The organism is Rhodoluna sp. (assembly GCF_024641065.1).
In the GTDB taxonomy this organism is placed as follows: domain Bacteria; phylum Actinomycetota; class Actinomycetes; order Actinomycetales; family Microbacteriaceae; genus Rhodoluna.
In genome coordinates, this window is sequence record NZ_JAHEDV010000033.1 from 95836 (window position 1) to 108401 (window position 12566).

12 protein-coding genes and 1 tRNA gene are annotated in these 12566 nt (G+C 51.8%); 3 read left to right on the forward strand and 10 right to left on the reverse strand.

The genetic code is table 11. The features are described 5' to 3' along the window. Positions 1-28: 28 nt before the first annotated feature. The 9 genes from glmU to rsmI form a co-directional block, all read right to left on the reverse strand. Complete coding sequence (glmU, locus tag Q0L26_RS06375; protein WP_296648911.1) at positions 29-1453, reverse strand: bifunctional UDP-N-acetylglucosamine diphosphorylase/glucosamine-1-phosphate N-acetyltransferase GlmU; 1425 nt, start codon at positions 1451-1453, stop codon at positions 29-31. Between the two features lie 24 nt (positions 1454-1477). After that, a tRNA-Gln gene (locus Q0L26_RS06380) sits at positions 1478-1548 on the reverse strand. Between the two features lie 53 nt (positions 1549-1601). Beyond that, positions 1602-3416: an ABC-F family ATP-binding cassette domain-containing protein gene (locus tag Q0L26_RS06385; RefSeq protein WP_296648913.1), complete on the reverse strand. Its 1815-nt coding sequence runs from the start codon at positions 3414-3416 to the stop codon at positions 1602-1604. Then, positions 3417-4340: a 4-(cytidine 5'-diphospho)-2-C-methyl-D-erythritol kinase gene (locus Q0L26_RS06390; RefSeq protein ID WP_296648916.1), complete on the reverse strand. Its 924-nt coding sequence runs from the start codon at positions 4338-4340 to the stop codon at positions 3417-3419. Then, the gene (locus Q0L26_RS06395; RefSeq protein ID WP_296648917.1) at positions 4337-4642 is read right to left on the reverse strand and encodes a hypothetical protein; all 306 of its coding nucleotides are present in this window, start codon (positions 4640-4642) and stop codon (positions 4337-4339) included. Before Q0L26_RS06395 ends, Q0L26_RS06390 begins: the two co-directional genes overlap by 4 nt. Beyond that, positions 4642-5475, reverse strand: coding sequence for a 16S rRNA (adenine(1518)-N(6)/adenine(1519)-N(6))-dimethyltransferase RsmA (gene rsmA / locus Q0L26_RS06400; protein WP_296648920.1), 834 nt, complete (start codon positions 5473-5475; stop codon positions 4642-4644). Before rsmA ends, Q0L26_RS06395 begins: the two co-directional genes overlap by 1 nt. Continuing rightward, positions 5475-6347: a TatD family hydrolase gene (locus Q0L26_RS06405; protein ID WP_296648923.1), complete on the reverse strand. Its 873-nt coding sequence runs from the start codon at positions 6345-6347 to the stop codon at positions 5475-5477. The genes rsmA and Q0L26_RS06405 overlap by 1 nt, the downstream gene beginning before the upstream one ends. Before the next feature lie 47 nt (positions 6348-6394). Further along, a complete protein-coding gene (gene metG / locus Q0L26_RS06410) occupies positions 6395-8002 on the reverse strand; it encodes a methionine--tRNA ligase (RefSeq protein ID WP_296648926.1) in 1608 nt (535 codons plus the stop codon). Between the two features lie 27 nt (positions 8003-8029). Further along, the gene (gene rsmI, locus Q0L26_RS06415; RefSeq protein ID WP_296648928.1) at positions 8030-8860 is read right to left on the reverse strand and encodes a 16S rRNA (cytidine(1402)-2'-O)-methyltransferase; all 831 of its coding nucleotides are present in this window, start codon (positions 8858-8860) and stop codon (positions 8030-8032) included. A 6-nt stretch (positions 8861-8866) separates the two neighbouring features. Here rsmI and Q0L26_RS06420 point away from each other — a divergent pair, with 6 nt between their 5' ends. From Q0L26_RS06420 to Q0L26_RS06430, 3 genes are read left to right on the forward strand one after another with little or no spacing between them, the layout of a single operon-like run. Next, positions 8867-10330 carry a phospholipid carrier-dependent glycosyltransferase gene (locus tag Q0L26_RS06420; protein ID WP_296648931.1) on the forward strand — a complete coding sequence of 488 codons (1464 nt, stop codon included), beginning with the start codon at positions 8867-8869 and terminating at the stop codon, positions 10328-10330. A 46-nt stretch (positions 10331-10376) separates the two neighbouring features. Next, a complete protein-coding gene (locus Q0L26_RS06425; protein WP_296648933.1) occupies positions 10377-10658 on the forward strand; it encodes a YciI family protein in 282 nt (93 codons plus the stop codon). Then, entirely contained in the window at positions 10658-11494 is an 837-nt protein-coding gene (locus Q0L26_RS06430) for an aldo/keto reductase (protein WP_296648938.1), read from the forward strand. Before Q0L26_RS06425 ends, Q0L26_RS06430 begins: the two co-directional genes overlap by 1 nt. A 13-nt stretch (positions 11495-11507) precedes the next feature. On the opposite strand, the gene Q0L26_RS06435 is transcribed toward Q0L26_RS06430, so the two are convergent. Next, positions 11508-12506, reverse strand: coding sequence for a TerC/Alx family metal homeostasis membrane protein (locus tag Q0L26_RS06435; RefSeq protein WP_296648940.1), 999 nt, complete (start codon positions 12504-12506; stop codon positions 11508-11510). Between the last annotated feature and the right edge of the window lie 60 nt (positions 12507-12566).

Below are 12566 nucleotides of genomic sequence, written 5' to 3' on the forward strand. Positions count from 1 at the left end.
GGTGGGCTCCCGCTCTGTCTGAAGGTTTTTAGTTTTTAGCTTTTTGGGCTGCGTCTGCTGCATTGGTGCCTGGGCGCTTTGAAATCACCCAGTCGGCGATGTTTCGCTGCGGTGCTACATTCATCGCGAGGTCGCCTGACGCGACATCCTTGCGAACCACTGTTCCGGCTGCTGTGTAGGCTCCATCACCAATCGTAATAGGTGCGACCATCACGTTATGCGAGCCGGTTCGAACGTGCGAACCGATGGTGCTCTTGTGCTTGTTCACGCCATCGTAATTGGCAAAAATCGTGCCGGCACCGATGTTTGATTCTTCGCCGATGGTTGCGTCACCTACATAGCTGAGGTGTGGAACTTTGGAACCAGCGCCAATCTTGGCGTTTTTGGTCTCAACAAAAGTTCCGATTTTGCCATCTGCACCTAGGTCGGTTCCGGGGCGCAGATAGGCAAACGGGCCGACGCTCGCGCCTGCACCAATCTTTGAACCAAGTACGTGTGATTTCAACACGGATGCGCCCGCACCAACCTCAGAATCAATCAGGGTTACGTCTGGTCCAACCGTGGCACCCTCGCCGATCACGGTTGAGCCTTTAAGGAATGTTCCAGGCAATACGGTCACATCTTGACCAAGCTGAACATTTACGTCGATCCAGGTGCTGGCTGGGTCAAGAATGGTGACGCCGGCACGCTGCCAGGCCTCGCAAATTCTAAAGTTCAATTCAGCAGCAAGTTCAGCAAGCTGCACGCGATCGTTGATTCCGGCAACCAACCAGTTGTCTTCGATTGCTAGCGCCTGCACACCGTGACCTTGAACCAGCAACTCGGCTGCAACATCAGTCAGATACTTCTCGCCCTGTGCATTGTGCGAACCAATTTTTGAAAGCGATGCGCGAAGCAGTGCCGCGTCAAATACATAGACACCGGCGTTTACCTCGCAGATTTCGAGCTGTTCGGGGGTTGCATCGCGGTGCTCAATAATTTGAACGAAGTCGCCTGAATCGTTGCGAATGATTCGACCGTAACCAGTTGCGTCATCAACGATTGTGGTGAGCACAGAGGCGGCAAAGTTTCCATCCTGGTGCGCTTCTAGCAAAGCGGTCAAAGTGGCAGTGTCGAGCAATGGAACATCGCCCGAGGTAACAACAACAGTGCCTTCAAAGTCACTAGGCAGGCTGAATAGCCCACATTCAACTGCGCGGCCGGTGCCAGGAATATCGTCCTGCTCAGCGATAACGGCGTGAGGGAAAGCTGACTGAATGTATTCGGCAAGCAGTTCTTTTTTGTGGCGAATTACCGGAATCACGTGCTGTGCGTCGAGTGAACTGGCAGTTGCCAAAACATGGCCCAAAAGCGGAAGGCCCGCAAGTTCGTGCATGACCTTTGGCTTGGCTGACTTCATGCGAGTGCCTTCGCCGGCCGACAAAATCACGATTGCCAACTGCTTATTGCTCATTGCACTCCGATCAGAATAAATGCGCTCCCCCACCAGGACTCGAACCTAGAAAGCCGCCTCCAAAGGGCGGAGTGTTGCCATTACACCATGGGGGATCTGCAGTCTTTCAACTGCCCCTTAAGTCTGCCATACGGCAGGCCCGCTCTTGCTATTTATCTTGAAGTAACTCAGATGTTTCGAGCCATTCAAGCTCTAGTTCATCGCGTTTGTTATTCAATTCGGTCTGCTGCTCAACAAATTTGCCCAAACCGGCGTAATCGTTTTGGTCGTGAGCGGCCATCATCTCGTGAAGCTTGGTCTCATCAGCTGCAATTTTTTCTAGTGCTCGCTCAATTCGCGCAATGTTTTTTTCTGCCTCACGTGCCTCGGCTCCCGAAAGCTTGCCGGCCGAAGGTGCATCCGTGTTTGGCTTAGAAGTCGCACTGTTGATTGCCGCGCCTTTTGACTGACCGTTTAGCGAGTGCTTGCGCAACTCGAGGTATTGGTCGACACCACCGGGCAGGTGACGAAGGCTGCCATCACCGAGCAGAGCAAATTGCTGATCAGTGACTCGTTCTAGCAAATAACGGTCGTGGCTGACCACAATCAGCGTTCCAGGCCAACCATCGAGCAGGTCTTCCATTGCGGCAAGGATGTCGGTGTCGAGGTCGTTGGTTGGTTCGTCAAGAATCAAAACATTTGGCTCACCAAAAAGCAGGCGCAAGAACTGAAGGCGACGCTTTTGCCCGCCTGAAAGATCAGAAATTGGAGTTTGCAACTGGGCCTGCGTGAAGCCCAGCTGTTCAACCAATTGACCGATGCCAACTTCTTTTTTGTCGACAACAAAAAATGATTTTTCTCGTGCAATCAGGCTAAAAATTCGCTCGTCATCGAATTCGTCAAGCTCTCGAACCTCTTGGCTGAGGGTGGCGATGTTCACCGTTTTTCCACGCTTGATTCGCCCAGCGGTAGGTTCAATAGTTCCTTGAATTAGCTTCAAAAGCGTGGTCTTGCCAGCTCCGTTTACGCCAACCAGCCCGATTCGATCGCCTGGCCCAACCCGCCAGGTCACATCGTGCAGAAGCTCTTTACCGCCAACAGAGTAATCAAGGTTTTCGATGTCGAGCACATCTTTGCCCAGACGCTGAGTTGCCAGTTTCGAGAGAGCCACTTGGTCGCGAGGTTCGGGTTCGTTGGCAATTAGCTCAGCCGCTGCATCCATGCGGAATTTTGGCTTTGAGGTGCGAGCAGGAGCACCGCGGCGCAACCAAGCAAGTTCTTTGCGCATCAGATTTTGACGTCTGGCCTCAGAGGCTGCTGCACTGCGGTCGCGTTCATTGCGCTGAAGAATATAGGCTGCGTAACCGCCCTCGAAAGGCTCAATTACACCGTCGTGAACCTCCCAGGTGATGTTGCAAACTTCATCTAGAAACCAGCGGTCGTGGGTGACGACAATCAGACCACCGGCGTTTGATGCCCATCTAGTTTTTAGGTGATTAGCCAACCAAGCAACACCCTCGATGTCGAGGTGGTTAGTCGGCTCGTCGAGCATGACAATGTCTAGGTCTTGCACCAAAAGTCGGGCAAGGGCTACGCGGCGGCGCTGCCCTCCCGAAAGCTCACCGACCTGCTTTTGCCAATCGAGATCGTTTAATAAACCGCCGATGACATCGCGAACTTTTGGGTTTCCTGCCCATTCGTGCTCTGGGGTATCGCCAACCACAGATTGCCCAATGGTTAGCCCCGGGTCAATCACATCAGCTTGGTCAAGCAGGCCATAGGTTATGCCGTTTCGGTGGGTAATTCGCCCGTCATCTGGGTTCATTCGCTTTGCAAGCAGTTTTAAGAGGGTTGATTTGCCGTCGCCGTTTCGACCGACGATTCCAATTCGATCGCCCTCGTTCAGGCCAACGGTGACATTGTCAAAGACTTTTTTAGTCGGAAACTCCAGGGTTAGCGACTCTGCGCCTAGAAGGTGCGCCATTTAGTTGCTCTCCAAAATTGTTCCAGCTGCGGGGCCAACTGCAGTGATTGCCGTGTAACCCTGAATCGCAAGATAGTTGGCGATACTTTCAGCTGAATTTTCAGACTCGGCTAGCAGAGCCACAGTTGGCCCTGACCCCGAAACCATTCCGGCCAAGGCGCCGGCAGCCACACCGGCTTCGATGGTTTGCGCAAGGGTTGGCATGAGGTCGACAGCAGCTGCTTCAAGGTCGTTTCGCATCAAACCGGCAAGCGCGTGTGCATCGCCGTTCATGATTGCCTGCTCAAGCAAAGCAGGAACACTAGGGGCTGAAACTTTAGTTGGGTCAACCTGCTGAGCGCTACGTAGTTCATCCAAGTGTCTATAAACGGTCGGGGTACTCAAACCGCCATCGTTGGCCACCAGCACCCAGTGAAGTGGTTTAGTTGCATGGATGCTTCGCAACTGCTCGCCACGGCCAAGACCCACGGCAACTTCACCCGCAAGTGCGAATGGCACGTCGGCACCGAGACGACCCGATTCGGCAACCAGAGTTTCAAAACTAAGACCCGCAAGCCATATCTCATTGGCAGCCACCATGGCTGCAGCGGCGTCGGCCGAACCGCCACCCATTCCGCCAGCAACCGGCACCGCCTTGTCGATTACAAAATGTAAAGGAGTTGGGGCATCGATCTTGGCAATTTTGGCAACTAGTTTTGCCGCCCGCACAACCAGGTTTGATTCATCGGTTGGAACACCGGCCAGGTGCTCTGCACTGATTTCGCCTTGAACTGTCACAGCCCAGGTCTGACTTAGCGAAACGCTTACCCGCTCACGAAGGTTAAGGGCCAGGTAAACACTGGCAACCTCGTGAAATCCATCTGGTTGAAGTGCTCCGCAATCGAAAAAGATATTGATTTTTCCGGGTGCACTGGCGGTAATCATGCTGCCTCGAGACGGCGGCGAACGCCGGCCAAAACTTCGAACCAGTATTGCTCTCGCGGTTTGATTTCAGATGCATCTTTTAGCAACTCATGAACCACGCGCAACTTCACTGCACCCTCGACCAATTCAAAGCTAAGAATGGCACGAGTGCGGTCATCAAAAGCAAGTGTGAGCTGACCATTCTTGGTGCTCATGACTCGAGGCTTTTCAAAAACAGCCCAGCTCGAGACATCGTTTAGAACCGTGAATAACCGGGCTAGTTCGACTTCAAATTCAGTATCGATCTTGAATGCAACAGACATTAGCGAGCCTGCGCAATCGCAACAAATTGATGAACATCAAGTTCTTCACCTCTGGCCTGCGGGCTTACACCCGCGGCTATCAAAATTCGCTCTGCTTCAGCGGGCGAACCAGCCCACACTGCCAGAGCTTGCCTCAGAGTTTTTCGTCGCTGACCAAAAGCTGCATCGGCAACCTCAAAAGTTGCTAGTCGCAGATTTTCGTCACCAAGCGGGGTCTCTCGCTTAGCAAAGTAAACCAACGCCGAATCAACATTTGGAACCGGCCAAAAGATGTTTCTGCCGACGTTGCCGGCAAGATAAGAATCGGCATACCAAGCCAACTTAACGCTTGGAACACCATAGATTTTTGAACCCGGAGTCGCGGCGAGACGGTGAGCAACCTCTGCCTGAACTAGCACCAAACCTTTGTCAATCGATTCGAACTGCTCCAAGAAATGCAGCAGCACGGGCACCGAGATGTTGTAAGGCAAATTGGCAACCAGCGCATTTGGAGCAGCCGGCAGTTCTGTCACCTTTAGGGCATCGTTTCGCACGAGCGTGAAATCAGTTCCCGGTGCTCGCTTAGCAATGGTCGACTCAAGTTCAGCAGCCATTTTCGGGTCAATCTCAACCGCAATGACCTTTTTGGCAACTTCGAGCAGGCCAAGTGTCAGCGAACCGAGACCAGGGCCAATCTCAACTACTGTCTCTTCACCCGAAAGCTTCGCGGCCGACACGATGCGACGAATGGTGTTTGGGTCGGTAACAAAATTCTGACCAAGTTTTTTCGTTGGCATGACGTCAAGGCGAGTTGCCAATTCACGGATGTCTGCACCGCCGAGTAGATCAACCATTAGAAACCCTCCGACCATGAGCCATAAACAGTTTCAGTATTCAGCGCCAGTTGGGCACAAAGTTCATTCAAGTCTTGGCCACGGGTTTCTGCCATAAATCTGGCGGTAATTGGCACGAGGTAAGGCGCATTTGGTCGCCCGCGGAATGGCTCAGGCGCCAGAAATGGAGCATCGGTTTCAATCAGAATCAGTTCAGCCGGCGCCATTTTCAGGCTGTCGCGAAGGTGCTGGTTTCTCTTGATGGTGATGTTTCCGGCGAAAGACATGTACCAACCGTTCTCGATGCAGATCTGAGCCAAGTCGGTTTCACCCGAATAGCAGTGGAACACCACTTTCTCAGGTGCGCCGACTCGCTTTAAAGTTGCAACCACTTCGTCGTGGGCATCGCGATCGTGAATCATCAATGCAATGTTGTTCTCTTTGGCGATTCGAATATGTTCTTCAAAACTGTGTTGCTGAAGGGCGAGGCTAGCTTCGCCATCAGTTCTAAAGAAGTCCAAACCGGTTTCACCGATTGCACGCACACGCGGCTGCTTGGCCAGTTCAGCAATTTCTGCGATGGCATCATCCAAGCGTTGGATTGTTTCATAAAGCGGCGCCTCATTTGGGTGCAGTGCAACTGCCGCTAAAACACGAGAATCCTTGGTGGCAAGTTCAGCACACCACTTTGAACTTTCGAGGGTTACGCCAACCTGAAGAACGCCCTTCACACCAACGCTCTCGGCAAGATCTAGGTTTTCAATCCATGGCATTGCGCCTAATTGCTCGTCGAACTCAAATTCAAGGTGGCAGTGGTTGTCATAGACCGCAACTTCAAGCGGTTCAGGAGCTGGGGCAAAACTCGGCGCCTTTTTTGATTGCTTTTCGCTCACAGATTCACCCGCCTTCGAACTTCGCTTGAACTCAGCGTTGCTCACTGCTACTTCGATTCGGTGTCAGTTTCGATGCGAGGGAACAGTGGCTCGAGCACGTTTAGAACGTTGCCCGGCTTCAGTTGACCCCACGCTGCAGCCTCGTTTAGTGGCTGAGCATCAAGTTCTCCAAGACCTGAACCAAGTGCCGCCCAAAGCTTTGCGGTTGCCTTTGGGGTGATCGGGTTCAACAAAACAGCAAGGATGCGCAGACCCTCAGCGGTGGTGTTCAAGACGGTTCCCAAGCGAGCGCGATTTGCTTCATCCTTCGCCAGAACCCAAGGTTCCTGCACGGTGATGTAGTTGTTCAGTTCGTCTACCAAAGTCCAGATTGAGCTGATTGCATCCTGGATGGCTACGTCATCGATAGCTGAGTTTGCGTTTTTCACAGCGGTCGCAGCAATGTTCTGAACCTGAAGATCTGCCTCGGTGAAATCTGTGCCAGCCGGAAGAACGCTGTCGAAATACTTGTGAATCATTGCGATCGCGCGCGAGGCAAGGTTTCCGAATCCGTTAGCCAACTCAGCCTGGTAGCGAGCCGAAAGATCTTCCCAAGAGAACGAACCATCTTGACCAAAAGCAATGGCCTTCATGAAGTAATAGCGGAACGCGTCTGAACCGAAAGTGTCGGTGATTTGACTTGGAGCGATGCCGGTGAGCTTTGACTTCGACATCTTCTCGCCGCCGACCAAAAGCCATCCGTGGCCAAAGATCTGGTTTGCCGGCTCAAGACCTGCAGCCATCAACATTGCTGGCCAAATTACCGCGTGAAAACGAAGAATGTCTTTGCCAACTACCTGAACTGAGGCTGGCCAAAGTGAAGCGAATTTTGCTCGCGCTTCATCGGTATCTTCGCCATAGCCAATGGCGGTGATGTAGTTCAGAAGAGCATCGAACCAAACATAAGTGATGTGGCTGTCGTCCCAAGGAATGTCAATTCCCCAGTCGAACTTCTCTTTTGAACGAGAAATTGAAAGGTCTTCGAGACCGCGACGAACAAAAGAAACAACCTCGTTGCGAGCAGACTCTGGCTGAATGAACTTGGCATTCGCCTCATAGTGCGCGAGAAGCTTGTCTTCGAACTCGCTCAGCTTGAAGAAGTAGTTGGTCTCTTGAAGTTTCTCAACCGGCTTCGAGTGAATGGCACAAACTGCTTGCCCGCTAAATGCGCCTTCGCCCTCGATTAGGTCAGCTTCGGTTTTGTACTCTTCGCAACCCACGCAGTAATTACCCTCGTATGAACCCCGGTAGATAAAGCCGGTGTCGTAAAGGTGCTGCAAGAACTTTTGAACAGCCTTTTCGTGGCGAGGTTCGGTGGTGCGAATAAAGTCTTGATTCTTAATATCAATGGTTTCAAGAAGGGGCAACCAGGCTTCTTCAACCAACTTGTCAGCCCACTGCTGTGGAGTGGTTTTGTTTGCGGCTGCGGTGCGAAGAATCTTTTCACCGTGCTCGTCGGTGCCAGTCAACAAGAATGAGTTCTCTCCGCGCTGGCGGTGCCAGCGTGCGAGTACGTCAGATGCAACCTCGGTGTAGGCGTGGCCAATGTGAGGGGCATCGTTGACGTAGAAGATCGGCGTCGTTACATAAAACGACTTTCCGTTGTTATTTGGCATGGTTTCCATCTTAACCGAGGCTGTGGCTCAGTTTTTCGAAGCTTGACGTTGCTCAAGCACCAATTGATAAAGTTCACTCTTGCTCGCACCAGCTGAACTCGCGATTTCGGCTACCGCTTCTTTGAGTCGCATGCCTTCTTCGGTGAGCGCAATGACTTGCCCAACTAAATCTTCGGTCTTGATTTCAATCACTGCAGCCCCGGCGATGACCAGCACCATTTCTCCGCGTGGCTCACTTCGAGCCCAGTCGACCAGCTGTTCAAGCGTGCCACGCTCGGTGTGCTCGAACTTTTTGGTCAATTCGCGTGAAACAGTTGCCTGTCGACCTTCACCCAGCTCTTGCGCAGCATCTTGCAGTGATTCAAGAATTCGATGCGGTGACTCGAAGAACACCATCGTGCGGGGTTCTCTTGCCAGAGATGCAAACATCTTGCGTCGATCGCCCTGCTTTCGAGGTAAGAACCCCTCAAAGGTGAATCGGTCGGTTGGTAGGCCTGATACCGCGAGCGCACTTAGAACTGCCGAAGGCCCTGGCACAACGGTGATCTCAACTCCAGCTGCAACGGCAGCGCGCACCAAAAGGAACCCCGGGTCACTAACTGTTGGCATTCCCGCATCACTGACGACCAGCACGGGTTCATCCTTGGCAATTTCAAGAATTTGATCGAGACGGTCACCCTCATTGTGCTCATGAAGGCTAAAAAGGCGCGCATTGATTTTTACGCCCAGCGAGTTGGCCAATTTGAGCAGGCTTCTGGTGTCTTCAGCAGCAATAAATTTTGAAGTTTGCAGGTGTTCGAGCAAACGCGGCGAAGCGTCGGATAGGTTTCCGATTGGGGTCGCAGCAAGAATGAGCACGCTCTATTGTCTAGCATTGGGCAGGTGAATGCTTTGCAAAATCGAATTCAGGCCAATAAGCAGCTGGCTCAATTTTTTGCACGCTATTCAACATGGATGGTTGTTGCTCTTGCCACCTTGTTGCGACTAATCAACCTTGGCTATCCGGCGAAGCTTGTTTTCGACGAAACCTACTATGTGAAAGACGCATGGTCGCTTTGGAAAACCGGAGCGGAACGCGCTTGGCCGGCTGATGCCAACACCCTTTTCGAAAGTGGTCAGGTTGATTCCTTTTTGCCGGCACCTGCGTTTGTAGTTCACCCTCCACTGGGCAAATGGATTATCGGGTTCGGAATGTGGCTGGTTGGGCCGACGAACCCAGTTGGCTGGCGAATCTCGACCGCCGTTCTAGGCATTGCCTCGGTGTGGCTGATCATGCTGATTGCCAAGCGGTTGCTCAAATCACAAAAATGGGCTTTGGCAGCTGGTTTTCTGATGGCTATCGATGGGCACGCCATCGTGCTTGCTCGAACCGCACTTCTCGATGGCATCCTGGCATTTTTCGTTTTGCTCGCCTTCTATTTCTTGCTTCGAGATCGGGCAAGGGTTGACCTAGCCGTCGTTACTTGGCGCAGACCTTGGCTGCTAGCCTCGGCTCTAGCACTCGGTGCCTCAATGGCGGTCAAGTGGTCTGGCCTTTATTTCTTGGCGGCATTCGGCCTTTACCTCGTTATCAGTGAATATTTAGCGCGTCGTCGATCAGAGGTAGACCAATTCACCTCGGTCACAATCAAGCAAGGGTTACGCGAATTCTTAATCATGGTTCCCGCCGCGCTTGGCGTCTATGTGCTCAGTTGGCTCGGATGGATTCTTGGTTCTGATGGTTATGAGCGCAACTCCGAAAGCAATTGGTTTACCTCGCTCATTCACTATCACCAGAGCGCATACGGGTTTCACGTTGGCCTAAACACACCGCACTCGTATGCATCAAACCCGATTACCTGGCTATTTGCTCTTCGACCAACCAGCTTCTTTTATGAGGGGCAGGCTGAAGGCGTTGACGGTTGCCAGCTGGCGAGTGGTTGCTCAAGCGCAATTACCGCATTAGGAAACCCACTGATTTGGTGGCCAGCCGCTCTTTCACTTTTCTTTCTCTTGGTTTGGTACCTTCGCCAACGCGACCGCACCGCCGGACTAATTTTGCTGGGTGTTCTCGCGGGTTATGTGCCTTGGCTTTTCTTCATGCAACGCACTGTTTTTCAGTTCTACTCAATTGCATTTTTACCTTGGATGATTTTGGCTCTGCTCTATGTGGTCAAAATCTACCTGCGCTTTGCCGAGCCAAAAGTTGCCAGATCAATCAAGCGTGGGTTTTTGATTTACCTCGCTGCAGTTTTCGGGCTGTCTATGTTTTATCTGCCGATCTGGATTGGCACCAAGATTCCTTATGGCTTTTGGTTGATACACATGTGGTTGCCGAGCTGGATTTAAGCAGCATTTAGCAAGCGCTCTGAGCGGCAGCATTTAGTCTTGAGACATGGCTATCTTTGCGGTTACTTATTTTTATTCGGCCGATGCCGACGACCTAGCTGCCGTGAGGCCTGCGCATCGTGAGTGGCTTGCCCAGCTTCTCGACGGCGGAACGCTTTTAGCCTCGGGACCAATGGTTGACACCCCGAGCGCTCTTCTTATTTTCAAAGCAGAATCACTCTCGACTCTGGCCGTAATTCTCGACGGAGATCCATTTGACATTGCCGGCTTCATCGGCGAGAGAACTATTGCTGAGTGGAACCCCATCTACGGACCTTGGAGCGAATAATGACTTTTGACCCAACCGCCATGCCAACCATCGCTTTACGAGACGGCAACTCAATTCCGCAATTGGGCCTCGGCGTTTATAAGGTGAGCCAAAATGTTGCAGTCGACCTCATTCAATCGGCAATTGACACTGGCTACCGAAGAATCGACACCGCCGCCCTCTACGGTAATGAGGCAGAAGTTGGCGCAGGTATCCGAGCTTCAAAAATTGCTCGCGAAGAGATCTTTGTCACGACCAAAATCTGGAATGACCGACAGGGTTTTGCAGAGAGCAAAGTGGCAATTGAAGAGAGCCTTGCACGCCTAGACATCGATTACATCGACCTTTTGCTGATTCACTGGCCATGCCCTGCTCAAGACCTGTTCTTAGAGACTTGGCAGGCGTTTCAAGAGGTAGTTGCAACCGGCAAGGTTCGCTCAATCGGTGTTTCGAACTTTCAGCCAAGCCACCTAGAAAAATTGGTTGCTGCCGGCGGTGCGATTCCGACCGTGAACCAGGTCGAGCTGCACCCAGCATTTCAACAGTCAGAAGTTAGAAAGTTTGGAGCAGCCCACGACATCAAAACTGAAGCTTGGGCACCGCTCGGCCGTGGTCGATACTCCGAAAACGAAGTTCTTTCGGGCCTGGCAGCAAAACACGGCAAGAGCGTTGCGCAAATCATTTTGCGTTGGCACATTCAGCTGGGCAATCTTGTGATTCCAAAAACTACAAACCCAGAACGACTTGCCGAAAACATCAACGTTTTTGATTTCACCTTGGATGAAACCGAAATGCGAATTATTGGCCTTCTAGATGCAGGCGAGCGAACCGGACCAAACCCAGATGAGTTTGGCTAGCCAAAACTAAAGGCTAGTTTTTAGCTTTCTTGGCGGCACGCTTTTCGCTTGTTGCAAACAGGCTCACAGCAGTTGTCACGATCAGAGTTACCAGAATCACGCTTAGCGAAAGTTCAGTGCTAATTTCAGGCGCCCATTCAACGTGGTGACCGCCATTGATGAACGGCAGCTCGTTAGTGTGCAACGCGTGAAAGACCAACTTGGCACCAATCCAGGCAAGGATGATCGAAAGCCCAACACCTAGGTACTTCAAGCGCTCCATGAGGCCGCTCAGCATGAAGTACAACTGACGGAGACCCAATAGTGCGAATGCGTTTGCAGTAAACACGATGTAAGCCTCGTCGGTTAGACCATAGACCGCAGGAATTGAGTCAAGGGCAAACAACACATCGGTGGTTCCGATGGTTAGCATCACCAAAAGCATTGGGGTGATGAATTTTTTGCCATCGATTTTTACAGTCAACTTGCTGCCGTGATATTCCTCAGTGGTCGCAAAGCGCTTCTTGACTAACTCCATTAGCTTTCCGCCAGGAACCTTGTCTTCTTTGTCTTCGTGGAAAGAATCCCAGATCAGCATGAAGGCGGTGTAAACCAAGAACGCGCCAAAAATGTAGAACATGAAACTAAATTGCTCAATCAGGGCCGCACCAAGTGCGATGAAGATTCCTCTAAGAACAAGTGCGATTGCGATACCTGCAAGCAAAACCTCGCTCTGAAGTCTGCGGGGAACCTTGAATTGGCTAAAGATGATTAAGAAGACAAACAAGTTGTCAACCGAGAGGCTCTTCTCGGTGATGAAACCGGCAAGAAACTCTGAACCGAATTGCCCACCCCAGATTTGACCTACGAACCAGGCAAATACCAAAGCTAACCCAATAAACATTCCGCTCTGGAGGGCAGACTCTTTGAATGAAGGCTCGTGCGGGTGACGTGACTGATAAACCAAGTCAATACCGATTAGGGCGACAAGTGCGCTGACAGTGACAATCCAAACCCAAGGTTCAATATGCATAATGACTCCATTCTAGGCAGAGGCAAAACCCTAGGAATAATTCGGTTGCCAAAAGGTATG

Excerpts from the sequence above, each read along its gene's own strand:
- glmU (WP_296648911.1), bottom strand. The coding sequence starts at position 1,453 with ATGAGCAATAAGCAGTTGGCAATCGTGATTTTGTCGGCCGGCGAAGGC.
- Q0L26_RS06385 (WP_296648913.1), bottom strand. The coding sequence starts at position 3,416 with ATGGCGCACCTTCTAGGCGCAGAGTCGCTAACCCTGGAGTTTCCGACT.
- Q0L26_RS06390 (WP_296648916.1), bottom strand. The coding sequence starts at position 4,340 with ATGATTACCGCCAGTGCACCCGGAAAAATCAATATCTTTTTCGATTGC.
- Q0L26_RS06395 (WP_296648917.1), bottom strand. The coding sequence starts at position 4,642 with ATGTCTGTTGCATTCAAGATCGATACTGAATTTGAAGTCGAACTAGCC.
- rsmA (WP_296648920.1), bottom strand. The coding sequence starts at position 5,475 with ATGGTTGATCTACTCGGCGGTGCAGACATCCGTGAATTGGCAACTCGC.
- metG (WP_296648926.1), bottom strand. The coding sequence starts at position 8,002 with ATGCCAAATAACAACGGAAAGTCGTTTTATGTAACGACGCCGATCTTC.
- Q0L26_RS06425 (WP_296648933.1), top strand. The coding sequence starts at position 10,377 with ATGGCTATCTTTGCGGTTACTTATTTTTATTCGGCCGATGCCGACGAC.
- Q0L26_RS06430 (WP_296648938.1), top strand. The coding sequence starts at position 10,658 with ATGACTTTTGACCCAACCGCCATGCCAACCATCGCTTTACGAGACGGC.
- Q0L26_RS06435 (WP_296648940.1), bottom strand. The coding sequence starts at position 12,506 with ATGCATATTGAACCTTGGGTTTGGATTGTCACTGTCAGCGCACTTGTC.